The organism is Hyunsoonleella pacifica (assembly GCF_004310335.1).
In the GTDB taxonomy this organism is placed as follows: Bacteria; Bacteroidota; Bacteroidia; order Flavobacteriales; family Flavobacteriaceae; genus Jejuia; species Jejuia pacifica.
Genome location: NZ_SIRS01000004.1, coordinates 189804 through 213085, shown reverse-complemented (window position 1 = coordinate 213085; position 23282 = coordinate 189804). Strand labels below are relative to the sequence as shown.

The following is a 23282-nucleotide window of genomic DNA, read 5'->3' as shown; positions in this document are numbered from 1 at the left end:
TCTCAAAACAACTCACTATATTTGTACTGTGATACAAACTTCAACATTTTTATTTATTAGCGGTACGGAAATCGCTTTTATCCTTTTTATAGCAATTATGGTGTTTGGTGCAGATAAGTTACCTGAAATTGCACGTGGTTTGGGTAAAGGTATGCGTACGCTAAAAGATGCCACTAACGACATAAAGCACGAAATCACAAAAACTGCCGAAAATAATGGTATAGATACCAGTGTAACCAAAGATGTGAAGCACGAAATCGATAAGGTAAAAGAAGATTTAGAGGACTTTACAGGATCAGTCAAACGCAAATTATAAAATATTTAAAAGCTTAATTCGTAAGTTTACTTTCTTTGCGTCGCTTAAATAACCAAGTCATCATATTTTTATCGCTATAAGCCATAATCCAAGAAAAGTGCCCCACTTCTGGATATTGTGTGTAACCAGGTGTAGCACCAGCTTCTATTAGAGCATTTAGCATGTTTATTGATAAAATGGGTTTTACTATACTATCTATTGCTCCATGAAATATCCAAATTGGCATATGCGCAAAGTCTTTAGCTTTAGAAATATCGCCTCCTCCGCAAACAGGAACTGCTGCAGCAAATAAGTCTGGATACCTTGAAATGGCATCATAGGTTCCAAAACCGCCCATTGAAAGTCCTGTAATGTATATTCTATTAGGGTCTACGGGAGATTTTTTTATCAGTTCATTTATAAGTTCTCTAAGAAGTTTCATTGGTTTAGTAGGTTCAGGTTGAAGTTCCATGTTTCTATTATAACTTCCCCATACACTATTATCAGGACACTGCGGCGCAATTACTATACATGGGTTTTGAGACATGTTTTCGCTTGTTGCAAAATTTCTAACACCCCATTTTAACTGGGCTTCATTATTATTACCTCTCTCGCCCATTCCGTGTAAAAAAATTACTAATGGATATTTTTTAGTGTCATCAGCATAATCACAAACTAACTGCCTGTATTTTAAGGTGTCTCCTTGTGTATTTACATATTCTTCATAACTGAAAAGTGATGAAGTAGATTGAGAATTTACTACGCTAAAACTAGAGATAATTAAAACTGCGCTTAATAGCTTAAAATTTAATAAAGTCATATCTTTTTGTGTTTAAGAATCCTTTTTTCTACTTATGGTTAACCCATCTCTAATAGGTAATACAACAGTTTCGATACGAGAATCTTCTTTTAAAAGTTTGTTATATGCAATTAGTGCTGGAGTAGAAATGTCTTCTTTTTTTAATGAAGTGTTTAAAACCTTACCACTCCAAAGTACATTATCAGATAAAATAATACCTCCAGAACTCAATTTATCTATCACAATGTTGAAATAATTGGAATAGTTTTCTTTATCTGCGTCAATAAATACCAAATCAAAAGTTACATCTAAACCGGGAATAATATCTAAAGCATTTCCTAAATGTTGATGAATGCGGGAACCGTATTCAGACAAATCAAAGTACTTCCTCTGGAAATCCATAAGCTCCTCATTAATATCAATAGTATGTAATTCGCCATCAGGTTGCATACCTTCAGCTAGGCATAGTGCAGAATAGCCAGTATATGTTCCAATTTCTAAAATATTTTTTGGATTTACTAATTTAGATATCATACTTAAAACTCTACCTTGGTAGGGCCCACTTAACATGCGTGGCTGCAAAATTTTTTGGTAAGTTTCTCTTGTAAGTTGTTGTAGTAATTCAGGCTCATTTTCAGAGTGTGCCACAACATAATCATCTAAATCTTCAGGAATAAAATGCATAAGTTACCTGTTTGAGTTCTAAAAATAGAAAACAAATTTAGGGTAATCACTAAAAAGTACGATTATTATTCTTCTACTTTTGGAGCAGCATTATCACTAGTAGGGTTTCCAGTTTCAGTCCCTTCAGCTTTTCCTCCCATTATAAAGAGTATGGCTCCTACAACGACTAATGCTATTTTTATTATCCAAGCTGTAGTATCTCCCCAACTGTATATCCACATTAATATGGTTGGTACTCTATCTATAAAATTCAAAACAATTGCAAAGAGTCCAAAAAAGACCATGTAAGAACCTATTTTTCTCATAATTTTAGTTTGTTGATTGTTTAAATATATGAAAGAAAAGTAAACTTAATAGCATTTTTTAGGATAGAATTCTATTAACCAATTCTTTTTTGCCATTTTCATCATCACCATATAACCATTGTAAAACGTTATCTTCCCAAATAGCATTATATTCGGTTTCTGTAATGATATCTCGTTCAATAGCTAAGTCTAGAAGTTTGCCAGGATATGAAGATTGCGGTTCACTTTCCATTTCTCCTAAAGGATAAGGGTCGTCTAGCCCCATAATAACTTGTTTAGCCCCGTGATTTCTAATTAATAAATCTAAACCTCCAGTATCATGAACAAGAGTGTCAAAGAAAATATTTTTATGACCAACTGCTTTTCTGGGGTGATGCTTGCCTTCAAACAAATCAGGTCTACCATCAAACCCTTGAATACGTCTACCTAAATTAATTTGTGCCAATTGTCCGCCATGAGCAAAGCATGTACGCATGTTTGGGAACTTTTCTTGATAACCATTTAATGTTAAAAAATGATAAGCATCTGCACACTGGGCCAACATCCAAATTAGGTGAAACCTCCATGCAGTATTTTCAAGGTTTATAAATTTTTCCCCATCATAAGGGTGGATTTCAACTGCTAAATTATATTTATTAGCTAACTCAAAAAGAGGTTCGTTTTCCTCATCAAAAATACAACGCCACGTACCAATAGTGTCCATGTAATGCGTTGGTAAACATAATAAGCGCATCCCTAAAGTTTCCACACAACGTTCTATTTCCCAACCGGCACTTCTTATAAAACCGGGGTGTACCACAAAGCCACAAGTGAATTTATGTGGGTGTTCATGCTGAATTCTAGCATTAAAATCATTTTGAAAGCGTAATGCTTTTTTCATTTCTTCTACACGCAAGCCGTTACCATAAAGTTGGGATAAGTTCAACACCACCGCATGGTCTAACTTATTGCGTTCCATCCATTCTAACTTTTCATTTAAAAAGAAGCTGGAGTCTGTTACAGGACGTTTCCATCCTTTTTGAAGCATGAATTTTCGATCTTTGTCTACCCAAAAAATACCTTTTTCACGCATAAATTCTGGTATTTCTTCAGGGTATGGTAGTAAGTGAGAATGACCATTTATTCGAAGTTTGCGTTTCATATTCAAGTCCTGAGAGGTCAGGAATCTTTAAGTTATTTATTCAATCTTAACTTTTTTAGGAGGCTGCATTATTTCTCCACAGTTTGGACAACTACGTTTTGTTGTATCGCCGTAATATTTATCAAAAATTTTAGGCATATCAGTTTCAATATTATCTAAAGTAAAGTCTTCTTCGTATAGTTTTGTGACGCAGTTTTCGCAAAACCAAAGTAAAGCATCTTTCATACCTTTTGGACGCTTATATTCAATAACCAATCCAACGGTATTGGCTCCACGTTGCGGTGAGTGTGGTACCTTTGGAGGTAATAAATAAATATCTCCTTCTTTTATATGTATATCTTTTGGTGTGCCTTTATCAATTATTTTTAAAACAATATCCCCTTCTACTTGGTAGAAAAATTCTGGTGTTTCATTGTAGTGATAATCTTTTCTGTTATTAGGCCCGCCAACAACCATCACTATAAAGTCCCCGTCTTTCCAAACTACTTTATTGCCTACTGGCGGTTTAAGCAGATGACGGTTTTCTTCAATCCAAGCTTTAAAGTTTATAGGGGATGTTAAATTACTCATAGAAAAGTTTCTCTTTTTCTCCAAGGGGAGACAAACTCAAAATACAGATCTGAGTTTTAATTATTATTTAATTCAATCTTAAAGATAAAAAACATCTTAGTATTACACTAATTTCTACTTTTTATAGTGATGGGTAAAGAAGAGCTTATTTACAAGGATTTTGTTCTGCCACCATCTACAGGAATATTAATTCCATTAATATAGCTAGCAGCTTCACTAGCTAAAAATACTATAGCATTTGCAGTTTCTTCGGGTTGGGCAAACCGTTTAGCAGGTGTATAGTTTTTCATGATTTCAGTCATCTTATCAATAGATTTATCTTCTAACTTAGCTTTTATTTTAATAATTTCTGCCAAGCGTTCAGTATCAGTAAATCCGGGGAGTACATTATTTACCGTAATACCAAATTTTGCAACTTCCATACTTAATGTTTTACTCCAATTACCAACTGCACCTCTAATAGTATTGCTCACACCAAGTTGCGGAATAGGTTCTTTTACAGATGTTGAAATAACATTAACTATCCTACCAAAACCTTCTGCTTTCATAAAAGGTACGGTAGATTGTGCTAATAGATGATTACATTTTACATGCATAGTAAATGCATTTTCAAACGCCTCAAGGCTCGCATTTACAATTTCACCACTAGCTGGCCCACCAGTATTGTTAACTACGATATGAAAACCGTGTTGTTTTTCTATAAACTTAATAACTTGTTCTTGTAAATCCCTTGGATTCAAGAAATCAGCCACTATATAACTGTGATTTCTATGTTGCGGTAATTCTGCTAAAACGCTTTTTAGTTTTTCTCTATCTCTAGCAACTAAAGTAACGTTAACCCCTTCTTGAGCTAAGGCAATAGCTGTAGCTTTTCCTATACCTTGAGTGCTTCCACAAACTAAAGCATTTTTATTGTTTAAATTAAGATTCATTTATAATGGGGTTGGTTAATTTACAATCTAAGTTTAAAATACTGTTTTCCTTCAAAAAGGGATTTAAGTTCATTGTCATCTTTAAACTTATCTAAATAGTTTCCTTCATCAGGAAGATCAAAAGGATTATATCTAAGTTGATATAGTTTAAGATGATATAAGTTTTCTGCCATTTTAAATAAACTAAACTGTTTTATTTCTGGATTTGCATTTAATATATCCTCAAATACCTTACTGTAAGATTGCACAAACTTAATTGCAGTAACTAAATCTTCTTTAGTGAGTTTCTCAAGCGATTTATATTCTGAAATGTTTGTAACAACACTTTCCGATACATATAATTTATGAGGGATATCATTTCCAGGTAATGCTTCTAATGCTTCAATAGAGGAGTGTTTTTTTCTAGGAATATGAGCTAATAAAAATTTATCTTCAATTTTGGTAAATACACCTCCTGCGGTTGCATCCTTATCTAGTTTAAAAAGTATATAGCTGGTGTTTTTTACTTTTTTGATGTCTGTTATATTTAAAACCTTGTCGTGCTTCCAATACGGTTTTTCTACACCATAGGTTTTATATCTTTCATGCACAATACTGTCGTTGTTTTTTAGAATTCTATCCTGAAATTCAAAGTCAGCCTTGTACCAAATATTATCCTGAGCAATGGTGGTAATTGGTAATATAGCGTAAATAAGAAAGATTAATTTTTTAAACATGGTTTCCTATATTATATAATCAATTAGTATCGTTCTTTTTGACCGAATAATTTTTTACTGTAACCCAGCTATTCTATTATTTTCTAAAATAGTAGTAGTTTCTGTTTTTACTTTTTTTAAGATACTTTTCATATCATCGGAAAGTGAAATTTCACCATCTGAAAGCATATTCAATATTGCTTTGTCTTGGGCACGACCTTGTAGCATAGCTTCATGGTAACCAATATTTTCATTAAAGGTAACTAAACTATACTTAGACGAATAATCATTTGGAAACTCTTTTTCTAGTGCCATTTCAATTTTTCGTTTTTCTTGGAATATAGGGTTTGCCACATGATCTTTCATCTCATGGAAATTATCAATAGCTAGATCAGCAATGGCATCGGTATCTTTCTTTCTTGTTTTTTCATATTCAGAAAATACAGTTTCCCAGTTACCTTTGTATTTGTTTAAAATAGCATCAAATTCTACAACATCTTCAAAAGAAGCGTTCATCCCTTGCCCATAAAATGGCACAATAGCATGGGCCGCATCTCCCATTAAAAGCGTATTGCCTTTATAGTGCCAAGGTGAGCATTTTATAGTACCTGATGGTGATGTTGGGTTTGAAAAGAAATCGTCTAATAAATTGGGCATAACTGCTAAGGCATCTGGGAATTCTTTTTGAAAGAATTCTAAAACTCTAGCTTCACTAGTTAAATTATTAAAATTGTACTCGCCTTCATTATAACTTAGAAACAGTGTAACAGTAAAACTTCCATCTAAATTTGGTAATGCAATTAACATAAAACTTTTACGAGGCCAGATGTGTAATGCATTTTTATGAATTTTATAATCACTATTTTCTTTAGGTAAGATAGAGAGTTCTTTATAACCATGAGTTAAATAGTTTTGTGAAAAACTAAACAAGAACTTTTTAGCTAAGTAATAACTTTTACGCATTACAGAACCTGCACCATCTGTGGCAATAATCACGTCTGCATCTTCCACAAATTCGTCTTTAGTGTGGTGGTCTTTAAAAAGCGCGGTAGTTTTTTCAAAATCAACTGATTTACATTTTTTATTGAAATATATATTAACGTTTTTATGTTTTTCAGCTTCGTCTAAAAGTAAGGAGTTAAGTGCTCCTCGAGAAATAGAATTGATGTATTCGTTTGCTCTTCCGCTGTAATTAGATTGAAACGTATTACCGTGTACATCATGTATCATACGTCCATGCATAGGAATACAAAGTGTTTTTACTTTGTGTTCTATACCTACTAATTTCATGGCTTTATTACCACGATCTGAAAATGCGAGATTAATAGAACGACCAGCACTGATATCTACTTTTCGTAAATCAGGACGTTTTTCGTATATAGAAACATTGTAGCCTCTTTGGGCTAGCCTAAGTGCTAAAAGCGAGCCACAAAGTCCTGCACCTATAATGAGTATGTTTTGTTGTTTCTCTTTCATTTGCTAAAATTGAATACAATGTAGATAAGCCTTACTAGATTCTTTATTTAAATATAGAGTAATTGAATGTTCTTTTTCCCAAACTTCATAATTTTCTATATTATTAATAAACCAATTAGGCTTACTATTTGAATAGAAAACAACTTTTTCCTTTTGACTTTTCATTTTAAAATGGTCAATAAAATAATAAGTTAAGAAGTCTTTGGTTGCATTCATTTCGCAATAAAACTCAAATTCATATGACCAATGAGCAGATTTCCAAAACCTGGATTGAATTACTTCTATTTCTTTAGGACTGTCTTCTCCAAATACTTTTTCCCATGATTTAGGATCATTATCATAAGTGCCAGAATTACAACAAATTGTTAGTAGCAATACTAGTGCTAATATGAATGCTTTTTTAATCATTTAAAATAGCTCTCAATTTTTCAACCAACCTATAAACATCTTCAAACGAATTATAAAGAGGTACAGGTGCACAACGAATCACATCGGGTTCTCGCCAATCACTAATAACGCCGGCTTCGGTTAATTTTTGATGTAATAACTTATCTGCATTTTTTACTTGGATGGATAATTGGCAACCGCGTTCTTCAGGATTGCTTGGTGTAATAATTCTGATAATGTCTTCTCCTAAGGATTTTAGCAAAAACTCAAAATAGCCTGTTAATTTTCTAGACTTTTCTGTTAGTGCTACAATACCAACTTCAGTAAAAATATCTAAAGACGATTTTATGGCTGCCATAGATAAAATAGGTGGATTACTTAATTGCCAACCTTCTGCTCCAGGTAGTTGATCGAATTCGCCACGCATATTAAAACGTGTTTCTTTATTATGACTCCACCATCCAGCAAATCGATTTAAATCTTTTCTATAGGCATGTCTTTCATGTACAAAACACCCTGCTAAGCTTCCGGGACCAGAATTTAAATATTTGTAAGTGCACCACGCTGCAAAATCTGCTCCAGAATCATGTAAATTCAGTTGTACATTACCTGCGCCGTGCGCACAATCAAAACCAACAATACATCCATGTTTATGTCCTAAATCAGTAATGCGCTTTAAATCGAAAAACTGGCCAGTGTAGTAGTTAACTCCACCAATCATAATTAAAGCAATTTCTTTTCCTTGCTCATCTAATATGTCCTCTAAGTCTTCGTAATTTAATAACTCTTCCCCTTGTCGTGGTTTCCAAAGCACTACGCCATCTTCATGATTAAATCCATGATGACGTAATTGCGATTCTACAGCATATTTATCAGATGGAAATGCATCACTTTCAATTAAGATTTTATAGCGAGATGCAGTAGGTTGGTAAAATGAAGCCATCATAAAATGGAGGTTAGCCGTAAGGGTATTCATTATAATAACTTCAATAGGCTTAGCACCAACAATTTTAGCCATGTTTTCTGTTAGGAATTCATGATAGGGTAGCCAGGGGTTTTTGGCTCCAAAGTGTCCTTCTACACCTAATTTTGCCCAATCGTCAAGCTCTTGATTTACATAAGATTTTGTTTGTTTAGGTTGCAGTCCCAAAGAGTTGCCTGTCATGTAAATCAAGTCGTTTCCTTTTTTATCTTTTGGGATGTGAAATTGATTTCTGTATGATTTTAAAATATCATTTTGGTCCTGTTGTAAAGCATATTCAGGACCTAATTTGTAATCGGACAATGGCTATTGATTTTCGGTTTCTAACAAAAATAAGCAATATAAGCTTAGAAAAGAAGACCTAAAATAGCTCATTAACATGATTTGAAATTTTTGTATCTTTAGTAAAAACATAAAGTTATGGGGAAAATAAAAGAATATTCCAATGGCGAAACTACCGTGGTTTGGGAACCAGAAAAGTGTATCCATTCTGCGATTTGTGCTAAGGGTTTACCTAAAGTGTTTCGACCACGATTAAGACCTTGGATTAAAATGGATGAAGCAGAAACTAAGACTATCATTAATCAAGTAAAACAATGTCCTTCAGGAGCTTTGAGTTTTTATATGAATGATGAAAAAGATAAAACCTCAGAAACTATGGAAACCAAAGTTGAGGTTTTGGAAAATGGCCCTTTATTAATTTATGGTACTTTAAATGTTGTTGCGAAAGATGGTTCTTCTGAAACAAAAAATAAAACTACTGCCTTTTGTAGATGTGGAAAGTCTGATAATAAACCTTATTGTGATGGTGCACATGTAAAGACTGAATTTAAAGGCTAAACAATAATTACTAGAAAAGATAAAGCGCTTCAATATTAATATTGAAGCGCTTTAGATATATATAGACGCGTATGCGGAAAAAACTAAAATAAATGTTTTATATAAAAACTTGGTCGTAGAGTAAGCAACTTCCTTTCACTATGTCTTCAAAAATTTAAATTCAAATGTTATGCCAAAATTTATAACTTTCCATTGATTTGGATAAGAAAGTCATTGATTTGGAAAAAAACAGCTGTTTATAAAGTCCCAACTTTGTATCATAATTTTTAAATTAATGACATTATGAATACAAAAACTGCAATTGTTACAGGTGGAAGTAGAGGTTTAGGAAGAGATATGGCTTTAAATTTAGCTAAAGAAGGTATTAATATCATACTATCTTATCATAGCAATATTGAGAAAGCAAATGAGGTTGTTAAGGATATAGAAGCTTTAGGACAAAAAGCTATAGCTATTAAGTATGATGCCAATAATGTTGAAAGTGCCAGACAATTTATAGATAAAGTAGGTCAGCATTTAAAGCAGGTCAATGGAAGTCCTAATTTTGACTTTTTAATTAATAATGCGGGCACAGGCACCTATAATACAATAGCTGATACCACAGAAGCACAATTTGATGATATGTTGAATATACATTTAAAAAGTATTTATTTTTTAACCCAAGCCGCATTATCACATATTAATGAAGGAGGTAAAATAATAAATGTTTCAAGTGGACTATCTCGTTTTAGTTTTCCTGGAATGTCGGCCTATGCTATCATGAAAGGGGCAATTGAAGTTTTTACTAGATATTTAGCCAAAGAATTGGGGGATCGAAAAATTACAGCTAATGTTGTAGCGCCTGGTGCGATTGCTACTGATTTTGCTGGTGGTGTAAATAGGGATAATGAAGAAAAACGAAATGTTATAGCAAGCATTACCGCTTTAGGTAGAGTTGGAGAAGCAGAGGATATTGGAGGTGTAGTTGCTTTTTTATGTTCTGATAAAGCAAGTTGGATTAATGGCCAGCGTATTGAAGTCTCAGGAGGTATGTTAGTTTAAAAAATACATGTTTCATTATTCTTTTTCCTAAATTTATATGGATGAAAAATATTTTACGTTTTAGAAAGATTAGCGATTACCATAGGTTTGCAAATTTATCTCAACCAGAGCACCCGCTTATTAGTGTGGTGGATTATGCACAAATACAATATCCGCAAGATATTGATGGCATAACATGGATTCAAGATTACTATGTTATCGGTTTAAAACGAAATGTGGCTTATAAATTTTTTTATGGGCAACAGGAATACGATTTTGATGAGGGGCTAATGACTTTTGTTGCACCTAATCAAGTAATGAGTTTAGCTAATAATCCTAATTTAAAGAAAAAACCTTCGGGGTGGTTGTTACTTGTACATCCCGACTTTTTTTGGAATACAGCTTTAGCAAAACAGATAAAACACTATGCATTTTTTGGTTACACCATCAATGAAGCGTTATTTCTTTCTGAAAAAGAAGAACACATGATAATTGATATCCTTAAGGGTATAGAACGTGAGTATACATCTAATATCGATAAGTTTAGCCAGAAAATTGTAGTTGCACAATTGGAGTTATTATTTAGTTATGTTGAACGTTTTTACGAGCGACAATTTATTACCCGAAATGTAAGCAATCATGAAATTTTAGGGAAAGTAGAAGAAGCTCTAACCATTGCTTTTAATGAGGATTCTTTAATAGATAATGGTTTACCAACAGTACAATGGATGGCAGAATTTTTAAATTTATCACCTAATTACCTTACTAGTGTATTAAAACAGGTGTCGGGGAGAAGTACCCAACAACATATACATGCTAAGTTGATAGAAAAAGCCAAAGAGCAGTTATCTACTACTTATTTGTCTGTTAGTGAAATAGCCTATGGTTTAGGGTTTGAACGACCGGCATCGTTTACTAAACTTTTTAAAAATAAAACTGAAATGTCTCCTTTGGAGTTTAGAAAAACATTTAACTAGCAATGAGCCGAAATAGCAATTTTTTTAAAACTAACAAAATCACATGGAATCAAAAGGTAAAAGTGCACTCCCAAAGTAGTATGTACAATATGGAAGGATTTAAAAAAGGAAAATCATCTTTAATGTCCTATGAGTTAGAAGCTTTAGGCGATGTTTCTGGGAAATCTCTGCTGCATTTGCAATGTCATTTTGGTCAAGATACTTTAAGTTGGAGTAGGTTAGGTGCTAAGTGTACTGGAGTAGATTTGAGTGATGAAGGTGTAAACTTAGCAAAACAACTAAATGAAGAATTGAATTTGGATGCTGAGTTTATGTGTTGTAATGTATTAGATACTTCTAAATATATTAAAGATGAATTTGATATTGTTTTTACGAGTTATGGTGTGATTGGTTGGTTGCCAGATTTAAAACCATGGGGACGAATGATTGCAGAACGTTTAAAACAAGGTGGAATATTTTTTATAGCAGAATTCCATCCTATGGTTTGGATGTTTGATTACTTAGAAGATACACCCATTATGAAATATGGTTATATGCAAAACGAGGTAATTTATGAGGAATATGAAGGTACTTATGCCGATGAAAATTCAAAAATGATAAGTAAAGAATACTGTTGGAATCATGGCTTAGGCGAAGTGGTTTCTGCGTTAACTGAAGCAGGTTTGCATATAGAATATTTAAAGGAGTACAATGAAAGTCCATATAATGTGTTGCCTAATTTGGTAAAGACAGATTCTGGGATGTATGTTACTAAAGATAAATTATATCCTTTGTTGTTTTGTTTGAAGGCGAGAAAGATATAATACAAGTTGTTATTTAGGAAGATGTTATTTGTTTAATACGAGAAAATAGTGTGTTAATTTTATAAGCTTTTGCTTGTTTAATAACATGTTACAATTTGTTTAGCTCCTGGATGTTTGCAGGTGTTTTTTAGCTCACTTTTCTTTGCGATTACTGTCTGCATTAGATTAATTGGTTTATTAAAAATAACCTCCATTCTGTTCTCTTTAAGTATTTGCGTAACAACATTCGGGTATAAACGAACTTTTTTATAACTACTTACCTTTTGAGACCATTCTTCATTTATTTTTTCGTACAATAAATCTGTTACTTTAATTGTTTCAATTCCGTACTCAAGTATGCAAGTTAAAATTCGATTGCTTGAACTTTTTACAGGAATAAATCTTAGTTTATCATCAAGTTCTTTTGAATAATCTCTAAATGTCAGGATTAGATATCCTTTATTTTCTAGAATGCGACTTACGTCTTTTATTAATTTTACTATCTGATTTTTGCTATCAAGATGCGTAATTGTATCTCCGCAACAAGTTATCAATTCTGGTTTTAGATAAGCAAATTGCGACACATTTGTAATATCATCTAATTTAGTGTTTACTCCTTTAGCATTAGGATTTGATTTTAATTCGTCCAGTAATTGTCTATTAAAATCTATAGCAGTTACTCTATAACCTAATTCTTTAAGAGCGATACTCTGAATTCCATTGCCAGCACCTAAGTCGATCGCTGTTTTAGTATTTTTTGGTTCAATTTCGTGAGATTTTAAAAAGTTTTGGAACTCAATTGATTTTAATTGAATATCTCCTAACATCCATGAATAGAAATTTGACAAATGTTTTTCGTAATGTTCTTTTGCTTTCATTTTACTTGTACTAATTTTTTATTTCTAAAATCGACTTTATGAAAAATTCCAACCATTAATGTATAGTTGTTCTCTTTTCGACGTTCGTTTATTGATATGTACTGATTCAAATAGCCCAAGCCTAAAATGAAATTAGTAGTGATAGGGATATCAAATCCTGCATAAAATCTGTTTTGTCCGTATACGTTATTACCGGCATATTTATCAATATTAAAAAAGAATTCATTAAAAAAGGATACTCCTAATTTTGTTATGCCGTCATTAGAACGAATAATAGGTGTTTTCATACCTAACCTTACTCTTAACCTGTGTCTGGTAATATCTTTTCTGATTCGATGTTCTAATAAAGCACTAGATCTAAAAGAAATCCTATTAAGCTTATTTTTTACAGTTATTTGCTCATAAATTCTATGCTCTGGTCTCTTTTCTAGTACAGGGTGTTCTCCATAAGGAAAAAGTACAACCCACTCATAACCAACACCGAAATTGACTTTTTTTGAAACAACATAATTACCACCTATTCTTACATTGGATTGTTGCCAGTTTTTAGCAAAATCGTGTCTTGCCCAAGATAAAAGTGTTCTGATATTGATTTTTTTAGATAATTGATACTTCCCAGAATAGTACCACCATGAGTTGAATTGATTAGCTTTTTGGGCTTTTACACTTGAATTAAAAAGAAACAAGAAAAAGAAGAGTAAGATTCTTTTTTTGCTCCTGAAATACATTAGCATACTAATTTTTCTTGTTTATAGTTAGAGAAATTAATACCGCCATTAACATCAATATTCCAGCAATTATGAAAGTAATATTCATTCCCTTTGAAATATCATTCACTTCAGCCATTTCAAAATCACTTTTGCCTACTGCACAAGCAAATAGGGCGCCCATAACAGATGCTCCTGTGATGAGACCTAAATTGCGAGAAAGATTTAGTATTCCTGATATAATACCACGTTGATTATCATTGGCATTCATCATAACTAATGTGTTATTTGATGCTTGAAATAATTGGTATCCAAGTGTTAGAATTGCAATTGCAATTATGTAACCCACAACACCGTATTTATTGGGCAATATAGATAGAGCAAAAGCACCCAATGTCATTAACAGCAATCCAATAGTGATAATTTTCTTAGTACCAAAGCCATCCACAATTTTACCCGATGGGATACCTGAAATAATAGATATTATTGGGCCTATAGAAAGAACAATGCCAACAAGTATTTCACCAAGCCCCAACCCTAATGAGAGATAAAATGGACCAATGACCAACGTTGCCATCATTATATTAGACACAAAAGCGTTAATGATTAAACTACTATTTAAGTTTCTGTCTTTAAATAGTTTTAATTGAATTAAAGGAGCTTGGACTTTTGTTTGAGAGTACAGGAATAAACAAGATCCAATAACTGCTGTCAACAATAATAATAAAGTTATTCCTTTATTAAAAAACTCATTTTCAATTGTCATAGCCAACGTATAACATGCTAGCGTGAGTGCTAGAAAAAGTGTACCTATCCAGTCAATTTTTTTAATGTTGAATTGTACATTGATGTTACGAATTGGTATGTGTTTTTTTATTAATATTAGGTTTACAATTCCTAATGGAATCAGAATCAAAAAAATAGCTCTCCAACTAAAGGCTTCTATTAAAACCCCGCCAAGTGTAGGCCCCGAAGCTGTACCAATTGCAGACATAGTGCCTAACAACCCCATGGCTGCTCCAATTCTTTTTTTCGAAACAGATTCTTTTACATTGGCTAAACTTAAGGCTATTAAAATCGCAGCCCCAAGGCCTTGAAATCCTCTTGCTAAAATGAGAACCCAAAGTGTAGACGCAATACCGCAGAATAGCGAAGCTATTGTATATAGGAGAACACCAATCATTAACACTCTTCTAAGACCAAAAACATCACCTATTTTACCAATGCTTACAATTGTTACGGTAATAGTTAATAGATATGAAATAACTATCCATTGAACAGATTGAAAAGTAGTATCAAATGCTTCGGTCAATGTAGGTAATGCTACATTGGCTATGCTTATGCCTAATGACCCCATTAAGGTGGATAACGAAAGACTCGCTAGCACCCATCTATTTGTTTGCTCATTCATTTTGAAAGCAAGTTTCTATTAGAAGTGCCAGAGGTTAGCGATTTGTTGTTTTTAAAACCACCTCAATATTTCCCCTTGTAGCATTGGAATAAGGACATATTTGATGAGCCTCTTCTGCAAGAGATTTTGCTTTCTCAACAGAAACATTTGGAATGTTAATATGTAATTCTACAGCCAATTGATAGCCGCCATTTTCTATTTGGCCAATGCACACTTTTGCATCAACCGAAGTAGTTCCAGTAGTTATTTTTGAGTTTTGAATAACTAAATTTAGGGCACCATCAAAACAAGCGGAATATCCTGCTGCAAATAGCATTTCAGGATTTATAAAGTCATCATTTATACCTCCAAATGCTTTAGGGAATCTAACTTGAATATCCAAAACACCATTTTTACTCTTAACATGACCATTTCTACCTCCTATAGCTCTGACATTAGTACTGTAAATTGTCTTCATTATTATGTATTTAAATTACCCTTCAAAGGTATTTTGGTACATTATTAAGGAAGTAAGACAGAAGTAAAGTAAAATAGGACTTATTTAAAGTTTTCTCTAAATACTCTGGGGGAAAGCCCTGTATGTTTTTTAAAGAATCTTATAAAATATGAAACATCTTCATACCCTAAATAATGAGCGATATGGTTTATCTGATTTGTTGTGGCTAAAAGATATCTTTTGGATTCTAAGATAATTTGTTCATTTATAAGTTTTGAGGCTGTTTTAGCTAATGTTTGTTTTGTTATAGAATTTAATTGATAGCCAGATAAATGTAACATATCGGCATATTGAGATACTTGTTTATGGGTTGAAATATTGATTTCTAAAAGTTTTAAAAATTCTTCGAGGCGATCTTGAATGTATATGTCTTTTGTGTTTTGACTTTGTATAGTTGTACTTTTTAATCTTGTTAATTCTATGAACAAAATCTTTAAATTAGATTTTATAACCTCAATATATTGTTCAGGTTTGTTTTGATATTCACTAAAGACAGTATTTAGCAATGTATTTAGTCTGGAAAAGATATCTTGATTACACTGATAAAAGTTATTAGCACCAATTTTTTGTAATAAAGTATTTATTCTTCTTTCATTTGAATAATAGAATTCAGGATCAAATTGTATAATGAATCCAATACCATCTTTTCTTAAATTTAGTTTGTGTATTTGACCAGGTCGAACAATAAAAAATGAATAATCTGAAACTTTATAACTAGTAAAATCTATTTCATGACTTCCATAACCTTTTTTCATTGCTAGAATAAAGTAGAAATCATGTCTATGATGTTTTATAATCATGTTTTTACCCTCGAATAAATCTTCTAATTTTCTAATTTTAAAAACTTCCTGTTTATTGGAGGATTTATGAAAATGATTTAAGTGTTTTATTGGGATTTTTTTCACAGGAAATATAACTTATAAGACAAAGGTAAAAATCAGTTTTAATTAAACATGTTCACTATTAAATGAAAATAGTAAGATGTTTGATAGGTTTATTAATTTTTTATAATAAAAAAGCTACCAAAAAGGCAGCTTTTCTATAGGATACGAAGACGTTTTTATTTTATAAATCCTGAGCAATTTACACTCGTTTCTAAGGCATTTGATGAATCGTTTATCTTGGTGTAAACCACAATATGTTTCCCTAATATATCTTTTGTTACGTTATCACAACCTACACACCAATCTTCAGTAGTTTTAGAGAGTGTACCGTTACCACTTTCATCTGCAATAAGCTTTCCAATAAATTTAGAGTTATTATCAATCTCTTTTGTATTGTCTTGGATGTATAAAGCGTGTTCTCCTGGGGTAAGTCCACTTACAATAGCAGTTATTGTTACACTATTATTTTCAGTTTTAAGCATAACTTTACCTGAGGCATTCGTATTACTTTCAGGACTAAGAACGACTTTTATCTTTCTAGGCTTTACAATTGCAACCTTAACATCTGGTTCTACAGTTTTTTCTTCTTCATTATTCTTTTTACACGAGGTAAATACAAACAGAGTAAGTAACAGCAGGATGGTATGATTTTTAATAAATACCAATTTTTAACCTTTGCGTAAGTAAGTAGATACTTCAAGAGCAACATCCTCCCAAGTTTTACTAATACCATCAGGACCTTTGTGTAACTCGTAGCATATTTTATTTAAAGAAGCTAAAGCCTCTAATGCATTCCAATCTGCTAAATTTATAGTGCCAGTCATGGTAACACGTCTTTGGTCAGTAACAGTTACCTGTAGTGGTAAATCTTTAGTAACGCTATTCATAGTTAAAGCCGCACTGTAATCTGTGCCATTGTATTTTATAGTACCTTTTAAAAGTTCGGTATTCAGCATTTTTCCAAAGAAAAACGTTTTTATTTTTGCGTCTCTACCTTCATCTTTAGTAAACAAGCTACTAATAGGTATTGAGAACTCAAGATTGTTAAGCGCTTCTTCAACAGAGCCCCCTTCTTTATTTTCAAAATTTAACACCTTAAATTCGCCACCAACACCTTTCTTTTCAGTGGTTTTATAAGCAGTCCATTTTACTGATGTCGCTTCAGGTTTTACTACAAATTTTTCAGTTTTAACATCGGCAGATGTATCTGTTTTTTCTTCTTTTTTTTCGTTTTTACAAGCAGCAAAACTCAACGCTAAAGCAAGAAATAAGATATTTAATTTTTTCATTTTCAGTGATTTTTTAGATAACCATAAAGTTAAGCCAATATTACTTGAATTGCAACATTATGATATGACTTATGTCATATTTTTTCACTTTTCAATCTTCTAATTTTGATGTATAATTATCAGGTATGTCAACATCATTAGTAAATAAGTATAACATAGTAGGTCCTCGTTATACAAGTTACCCAACTGTGCCTTATTGGGACGACTCAACATTTTCTACTCAAAAGTGGAAAGCTTCCTTGAGGTGTTCGTTAAAGGAAAGTAATGCTAAAGAGGGTATAAGCATATACATTCACTTGCCGTTTTGCGAAAGTTTATGCACATTTTGTGGTTGTAATAAGCGTATTACAAAACAGCATGCTGTAGAATTATCATATATAAAAGCAGTAATAAAAGAGTGGTATTTATATTTGGAATTATTTGATGAGAAGCCTTTACTGAAAGAGCTACATCTTGGTGGAGGTACCCCAACCTTTTTTAGCCCCGAAAATTTAAAGTACTTAATTTCTGAAATACTAAACACTTCGCAACTGGCTTTAGGTTACGAGTTTAGTTTTGAAGGACATCCTAATAATACAACTCGGGAACATTTACAAGCTTTGTATGATGTCGGTTTTAGGCGTGTTAGTTTTGGAGTTCAGGACTATAATGAAACTGTACAAAAAGCTATTCATCGTATCCAGCCATATAAAAATGTAAAAAAAGCAACAGAAATAGCTAGGGAAATTGGTTATACTTCAGTCGGTCATGATATTATTTTTGGACTCCCATTTCAGACATTAGCACATGTAAAAGAAACCATATTGAAAACTAAAGCATTACTGCCAGATCGTTTAGCATTTTATAGTTATGCGCATGTGCCTTGGATTAAAGGTAACGGACAGCGTGGGTTTCAAGATAAGGATTTACCAAGTGCAAGCCTTAAAAGAGCACAGTACGAAATGGGTAAACAACTATTAGCAGAAGTAGGTTATGAAGAAATTGGGATGGACCATTTTGCTCTTAAAACAGATGTTTTGTATCAATCTATGGAGAGTGGAAAGTTGCACAGGAATTTTATGGGCTATACCGCTTCTAAAACACAGACTATGATTGGGTTAGGCGTATCGTCCATTAGTGATGCTTGGTATGGTTTTGCTCAAAATATAAAAGACATTAAATCTTATTATGAGATATTAAAAACCAATAATTTACCGGTATTTAGAGGACATATATTAAACGCAGAAGATTTAATTATAAGGCAACACATTTTAAATTTGATGTGTCGTTTTAAAACATCTTGGAGCAAGAATAGTCTCTATTTTAAGCAACTGCCAGATGCCTTGATTCAGCTTAAAGAAATGGAAAGAGACGGTTTGATTGCAATTCATGCCAATAGCGTAATAGTTACAGCAAAAGGCAAACCTTTTGTACGTAATGTTTGTATGGCTTTTGATGTGTTCTTGAAAAGAAAACAACCAAATGCACAGTTATTTTCAATGACGGTATAACTGCAAGCTCCAAGTTTACCATTATGCTCTTATAAGTATTAACTACTTAAAAAATTAACAAGATGAAAAAAATTATTGTACCCATAGATTTTTCAAATCACTCAGAATATGCTCTTAAAACAGCAGCAAAATTAGCTAGAGAATATAAAGCAGAAGTAGTAGCACTACACATGTTAGAGATGTCTGATATCATGCTTTCGTCTTCAGATGGTTTGCAACATGAAAAAACAGCATTCTTTTTAAAACTAGCAGAAAAGAAGTTTAAAGCATTTTTAAAAAAGGATTTTTTGCAAGATGTAAAGGTAATCCCTTTGGTAAAGCACTTTAAAATTTTTAGCGAAGTAAATGATGTAGCTGTTAAAACCAATGCAGATTTAATTATAATGGGGTCTCATGGTACATCTGGACTTAAGGAGTATTTTGTTGGTTCTAACACAGAGCGCGTGGTACGACATGCAGAAATTCCTGTGCTGGTAGTAAAAAAAGAATTACCAAATATTCATTTTGATGTAGTAGCTTTTGCTTGCGATTTTTCAGAAGAAGGTATTACGTCCTACCTTAAAGCCAAGCAGATCTTCGAAAAAATTGGTGCAAAAATGTATTTAGTACATGTTAATTTACCTAATAATCGATTTAAAAGTTCTCTAGAAATAGAACGTAGCGTTGTAAACTTTTTTACTAAAGCAGATAGACATCTGGACAAGATGGAAGATGTTTGCTATGTTGCAGATTACACAGTAGAAGACGGTTTACTAAACTGTGCAAACAAAATAGGAGCAGATCTTATTGCTATTCCTACTCATGGAAGAAAAGGTTTAGCACATTTCTTTGAGGGCAGTATTGGAGAAGATGTAGCAAATCATGCAACACTTCCTGTTATGACGTTTAAGATTTAAAAAGTAAAACTAGATACAAAAATAATTGTAATAAAGTTATTTTGGGCTTTACCACGCTAAGGCGCGGTCGGGCTATCCGCTGCAAGTCCTCGCTCCTTCGTCGCTGTGGGCTTTTCACTACTATCCCTAACGCAGCTAGTTTGCAAGCTTATATTCTTATACTCAACTTTGTGTTATTTTACTAGGTGTGTTTGCTCAATAATTTATTAAAAACTGTATTTTACTCCTAATTGAGCACGCCAGCGCGAGTTAAATAAATCAGTTACATAAGGAGTTGTACCATCAGGAATGTTAAATTGAAATTGAGGCTCATTATTCTCTATTCCCCTAAAATCTAAAAGACTAAAACTGGAGTTTACTACATTAGGTACAAATACCAAACGTCCCCAGTCTTTATTAATAAAATTAAAAACATTAAGCATGTCAAAAGAGAGCGATATAGCATTACCATTCTTTAATTGTAATCCATATTCTAGTTTCATATCCAATTCATGATTCCACGGTGTGCGTGCTCCATTGCGTTCAGCTACTTGTCCTCTTCTTTCTCTCAGGTAAGGGTCACTTTCTATAAATGCATTTAAGCGCTGCCATTGTTCATTAGCGGTTACAGTAACATTACCAGATGCATCAGTAATATCTATAAGATGAATTTCAGAAACATCTCTAGGGACATAAATTATATCATTTCTAGAAGAACCGTCCCTGTTAACATCACCTCGATATACATAAGAAAAAGGACTTCCTGCTCTACCGTTGTACAAGAAAGAGATAAAGCCAGTTCCACTTTTACCAATGTTAAAATTATAAGAATGGCTACTTACAAATTTATGTCTTAGGTCAAAATTTGAAAATGATAGAGAGGGGTTATTAGCCACCAGTGCTTGGTTCCATTCAAAATTAGCTGCTGGCGAACTACGTACTGTACTCGATATATCTTTGCTCATACCATAGGTGTAACCCAAGTATCCACTATAATTGCCAGCTTGTTTACTTAAACCAAGAGTAAGGTTATACCTAAAGCCCTTATCAGTATTTGTCAATAAAAAAACATTAGTAAAATTGGGGTTAATTTTAATAGCATTACCCGTTTCTAGAAAGTATGGGCGATTATCAGCACCACTAAAATTCCCTATATTATTTTGTCTATTGATGGACTGAAAAAGTAGTCCGTTTACAACTTTAGTATAAGTTCCTTCTATATCTAACGTCCACCGATGAGGTAATTTAGCTTTAAAAGCAACATTAGTTTTCCAGTCTCTAGGTAAACTAAAATTAGGATCTAACAGATTAATCTCAGTTAAGTTAGGTTGTCTACTTCTAAGATCTTCCAAATTTTCGGTAAGAGCAACAGCTTCATCAGGTCTTAAGTCAATATTAAAATAATCAGTACCAGAAATATATTCTGCATAAGCAAACCATAAATAAGGAATACGACCTGAAAACAATCCGGTTCCTCCCCTTAGAGTATATTTTCCAGCATCATCAATTTTGTAATTGAATCCAAATCTTGGATTTAACTGTGGTGTTTTAGAAATCGTATTGTCAAACTGTGAAAACTCTGGAGTATTACGTACTTCATCACTTACAGGAAGGCGTTGTGTTAAATATTGTCCATCAATCCTTAGTCCTGTTGTGATTTCTAGCTTTTCGCTTATACGAAAGGCATCTTGAAAAAATACAGCGCCTTCAAAAACACCAATAGTAGCAGAGGGCTGGTTACTTACAAAGCCAAAGTCATTATTGTTTACATTATAAACTCCACGTATTCTAGCAGGACTATCATTTAAAAAATCATCCACAGAACGATATTCCCAGCGTCCATTCCAGGCAGAGAGGAATCCGTAGTCTACATCGTGTAATTGCCCAAATATACCTGCGGTAAAGTGATGGTTACCAACATCAAATGTATAGGTGTCTGCTATTTGTAAAGTTGAAAAATCTGTGTTATACACAGACGCTTCTCGATAAGTACCCGCAAATATGCGACTAGCAGATGAAGTAGCTATTTGGATATGAGGAAAAACACGACCATCAAAATCTCTGTGTTCCTTTACAATATTATACCCAATGGATAACTTATTAGTATTTCCTGGTTTGAAGTTTGATTTTAATTCTACTGCCAAGCTATTGGCCACGCTATTATGTCGATATCCCTGATTGCCAAAATTGAAAAAAGCACTGTTCCATTCTAAATTGTCAGCAAAGCTATTTACATAGTTGTTTCGTAATGTTAATTTATGAATGCTAGACAAGTCATAGTCTAATCGTGTAAATAATTTAGTGCTGGCTGTTTGTAGGTCTGCACTTTGAAAAGCACCGGGGTCGTAGCTATACTCGTTTAATAATCTATCTCTAATAGCTGTAACATCATCTAACGAAATATCAGAAGTACTGCTGCCAGGTGCATTTAGTACTGGGAAGTTCGATAAAGCCTGTTCAAAATTCACATAATAAAACAACTTGTCTTTTATTATGGCACCACCTATGCCACCACCAAATTGCACATCATAGAAAGATTGTACATCTTGTTCGTCTCCACCTGCAAACCTACCTATTAAATTTTGGTTGTTACCATAACTATACACTTCGGTTTTAGTAACATTTGTACCATTTTTAGTTACTAAGTTGATACTTGCTCCATTAAAATTTCCAATACTTACATCAAAAGGAGATAGTTTTATACTTACCTGTTTTACAGCTCCTAGACCAATAGGCTGACTTCTGGAAAGACTTCCAGGTGTACCGTTTGCTGATGACCCTGAAGCACCACTTGCGGGTTCTTGAAAACCAATAATATCGTTGTTGGCAATTCCATCTATATTTAAGTTATTAAATCTGTTACTGGCTCCACCAAAAGAATTGAGGTTGTTCTCTGGTAAATTTTTAGTAAGATCTTGAATGCTTCTATTAATAGTTGGTGTAGCTTTAATACTTTTTTTGCTTAATAGGGTTTCATTACCATTCTTTTTTGGAGTAGATGCTCCTGTTATAACCACTTCTTGTAATGCTGTGCTTTCCTCTTGTAATACAAAATCTTTTAGCGTAGCACTACCAAGGTTTATGGTAAGGTTATTTTCTTCAATAGTTTTATAGCCCAAAAAAGATATTGTGATTTTATAAGTATTTCCTGGTGGAATATTATTAAGTCTATAAAACCCGTTTTCTTGAGAGATTGCCCCATAAGTAAAATTAGTTTCTGTATCAGTTAACAGAATATTTGCAAACGATACAGGACTGTTTTGATTATCTTTTAAGTTGCCTTGAAGGCTTCCTGTTGTTTCTTGCCCTAATATTATTGTGCTAAATAGTGTTATAAATAGTGTAGTTAGAATATATTTCATTCTAG

The 23282-nt window shown here is 32.9% G+C and carries 25 protein-coding genes; 7 read left to right on the top strand and 18 right to left on the bottom strand.

Features of this window, described 5'->3' with window-relative positions; all coding sequences use genetic code 11:
- Positions 1–28: 28 nt before the first annotated feature.
- Complete coding sequence (locus EYD46_RS10150) at positions 29–316, top strand: Sec-independent protein translocase subunit TatA/TatB (RefSeq protein ID WP_130936975.1); 288 nt, start codon at positions 29–31, stop codon at positions 314–316.
- Between the two features lie 13 nt (positions 317–329).
- On the opposite strand, the gene EYD46_RS10145 is transcribed toward EYD46_RS10150, so the two are convergent.
- The 10 genes from EYD46_RS10145 to kynU form a co-directional block, all read right to left on the bottom strand.
- A complete protein-coding gene (locus tag EYD46_RS10145; RefSeq protein WP_130936974.1) occupies positions 330–1115 on the bottom strand; it encodes a carboxylesterase family protein in 786 nt (261 codons plus the stop codon).
- Positions 1116–1127: 12 nt separating this feature from the next.
- On the bottom strand, positions 1128–1778 hold the full coding sequence (locus tag EYD46_RS10140) for an O-methyltransferase (RefSeq protein WP_130936973.1): 651 nt from the start codon (positions 1776–1778) through the stop codon (positions 1128–1130).
- Between the two features lie 65 nt (positions 1779–1843).
- Complete coding sequence (locus tag EYD46_RS10135; RefSeq protein WP_130936972.1) at positions 1844–2083, bottom strand: hypothetical protein; 240 nt, start codon at positions 2081–2083, stop codon at positions 1844–1846.
- 58 nt (positions 2084–2141) lie between these two features.
- Positions 2142–3224, bottom strand: coding sequence for an amidohydrolase family protein (locus tag EYD46_RS10130; RefSeq protein ID WP_130936971.1), 1083 nt, complete (start codon positions 3222–3224; stop codon positions 2142–2144).
- Positions 3225–3260: 36 nt separating this feature from the next.
- On the bottom strand, positions 3261–3794 hold the full coding sequence (locus EYD46_RS10125; RefSeq protein WP_130936970.1) for a 3-hydroxyanthranilate 3,4-dioxygenase: 534 nt from the start codon (positions 3792–3794) through the stop codon (positions 3261–3263).
- 149 nt (positions 3795–3943) lie between these two features.
- Complete coding sequence (locus tag EYD46_RS10120) at positions 3944–4726, bottom strand: SDR family oxidoreductase (RefSeq protein WP_130936969.1); 783 nt, start codon at positions 4724–4726, stop codon at positions 3944–3946.
- 20 nt (positions 4727–4746) lie between these two features.
- Positions 4747–5442, bottom strand: a complete 696-nt coding sequence (locus EYD46_RS10115) for a hypothetical protein (protein ID WP_130936968.1) — start codon at positions 5440–5442, stop codon at positions 4747–4749.
- Between the two features lie 54 nt (positions 5443–5496).
- Entirely contained in the window at positions 5497–6897 is a 1401-nt protein-coding gene (locus EYD46_RS10110; protein WP_130936967.1) for an FAD-dependent oxidoreductase, read from the bottom strand.
- 3 nt (positions 6898–6900) lie between these two features.
- On the bottom strand, positions 6901–7305 hold the full coding sequence (locus EYD46_RS10105) for a hypothetical protein (RefSeq protein ID WP_165454370.1): 405 nt from the start codon (positions 7303–7305) through the stop codon (positions 6901–6903).
- The gene (gene kynU, locus EYD46_RS10100; protein WP_130936965.1) at positions 7298–8569 is read right to left on the bottom strand and encodes a kynureninase; all 1272 of its coding nucleotides are present in this window, start codon (positions 8567–8569) and stop codon (positions 7298–7300) included. Before kynU ends, EYD46_RS10105 begins: the two co-directional genes overlap by 8 nt.
- A 117-nt stretch (positions 8570–8686) precedes the next feature.
- Between kynU and EYD46_RS10095 the strand changes: the two genes are divergently transcribed.
- The 4 genes from EYD46_RS10095 (at position 8687) to EYD46_RS10080 (ending at position 11906) form a co-directional block, all read left to right on the top strand.
- A complete protein-coding gene (locus tag EYD46_RS10095) occupies positions 8687–9106 on the top strand; it encodes a (4Fe-4S)-binding protein (RefSeq protein ID WP_130936964.1) in 420 nt (139 codons plus the stop codon).
- 282 nt (positions 9107–9388) lie between these two features.
- Positions 9389–10147: an SDR family NAD(P)-dependent oxidoreductase gene (locus tag EYD46_RS10090; RefSeq protein ID WP_130936963.1), complete on the top strand. Its 759-nt coding sequence runs from the start codon at positions 9389–9391 to the stop codon at positions 10145–10147.
- Between the two features lie 41 nt (positions 10148–10188).
- A complete protein-coding gene (locus tag EYD46_RS10085; protein WP_130936962.1) occupies positions 10189–11103 on the top strand; it encodes a helix-turn-helix domain-containing protein in 915 nt (304 codons plus the stop codon).
- Between the two features lie 2 nt (positions 11104–11105).
- Entirely contained in the window at positions 11106–11906 is an 801-nt protein-coding gene (locus EYD46_RS10080; protein ID WP_130936961.1) for a class I SAM-dependent methyltransferase, read from the top strand.
- A 77-nt stretch (positions 11907–11983) separates the two neighbouring features.
- Here the strand turns inward: EYD46_RS10080 and EYD46_RS10075 are convergent, their stop codons facing one another.
- The 7 genes from EYD46_RS10075 to EYD46_RS10045 form a co-directional block, all read right to left on the bottom strand.
- A complete protein-coding gene (locus EYD46_RS10075; RefSeq protein ID WP_130936960.1) occupies positions 11984–12763 on the bottom strand; it encodes a class I SAM-dependent methyltransferase in 780 nt (259 codons plus the stop codon).
- The gene (locus EYD46_RS10070; RefSeq protein WP_165454369.1) at positions 12760–13449 is read right to left on the bottom strand and encodes a DUF2490 domain-containing protein; all 690 of its coding nucleotides are present in this window, start codon (positions 13447–13449) and stop codon (positions 12760–12762) included. The genes EYD46_RS10075 and EYD46_RS10070 overlap by 4 nt, the downstream gene beginning before the upstream one ends.
- Positions 13450–13498: 49 nt before the next feature.
- Positions 13499–14881: an MFS transporter gene (locus tag EYD46_RS10065; RefSeq protein WP_130936958.1), complete on the bottom strand. Its 1383-nt coding sequence runs from the start codon at positions 14879–14881 to the stop codon at positions 13499–13501.
- Between the two features lie 34 nt (positions 14882–14915).
- Complete coding sequence (locus tag EYD46_RS10060) at positions 14916–15338, bottom strand: organic hydroperoxide resistance protein (RefSeq protein WP_130936957.1); 423 nt, start codon at positions 15336–15338, stop codon at positions 14916–14918.
- A gap of 80 nt (positions 15339–15418) precedes the next feature.
- Positions 15419–16282: a helix-turn-helix transcriptional regulator gene (locus EYD46_RS10055; protein ID WP_130936956.1), complete on the bottom strand. Its 864-nt coding sequence runs from the start codon at positions 16280–16282 to the stop codon at positions 15419–15421.
- 155 nt (positions 16283–16437) lie between these two features.
- Complete coding sequence (locus tag EYD46_RS10050) at positions 16438–16926, bottom strand: superoxide dismutase family protein (RefSeq protein ID WP_130936955.1); 489 nt, start codon at positions 16924–16926, stop codon at positions 16438–16440.
- A gap of 3 nt (positions 16927–16929) precedes the next feature.
- On the bottom strand, positions 16930–17550 hold the full coding sequence (locus EYD46_RS10045) for a YceI family protein (protein WP_130936954.1): 621 nt from the start codon (positions 17548–17550) through the stop codon (positions 16930–16932).
- 125 nt (positions 17551–17675) lie between these two features.
- Here EYD46_RS10045 and hemN point away from each other — a divergent pair, with 125 nt between their 5' ends.
- Positions 17676–19040: an oxygen-independent coproporphyrinogen III oxidase gene (gene hemN, locus EYD46_RS10040; protein WP_130936953.1), complete on the top strand. Its 1365-nt coding sequence runs from the start codon at positions 17676–17678 to the stop codon at positions 19038–19040.
- Between the two features lie 62 nt (positions 19041–19102).
- A complete protein-coding gene (locus tag EYD46_RS10035) occupies positions 19103–19936 on the top strand; it encodes a universal stress protein (RefSeq protein ID WP_130936952.1) in 834 nt (277 codons plus the stop codon).
- Positions 19937–20142: 206 nt separating this feature from the next.
- On the opposite strand, the gene EYD46_RS10030 is transcribed toward EYD46_RS10035, so the two are convergent.
- Entirely contained in the window at positions 20143–23277 is a 3135-nt protein-coding gene (locus EYD46_RS10030) for a TonB-dependent receptor (RefSeq protein WP_130936951.1), read from the bottom strand.
- Between the last annotated feature and the right edge of the window lie 5 nt (positions 23278–23282).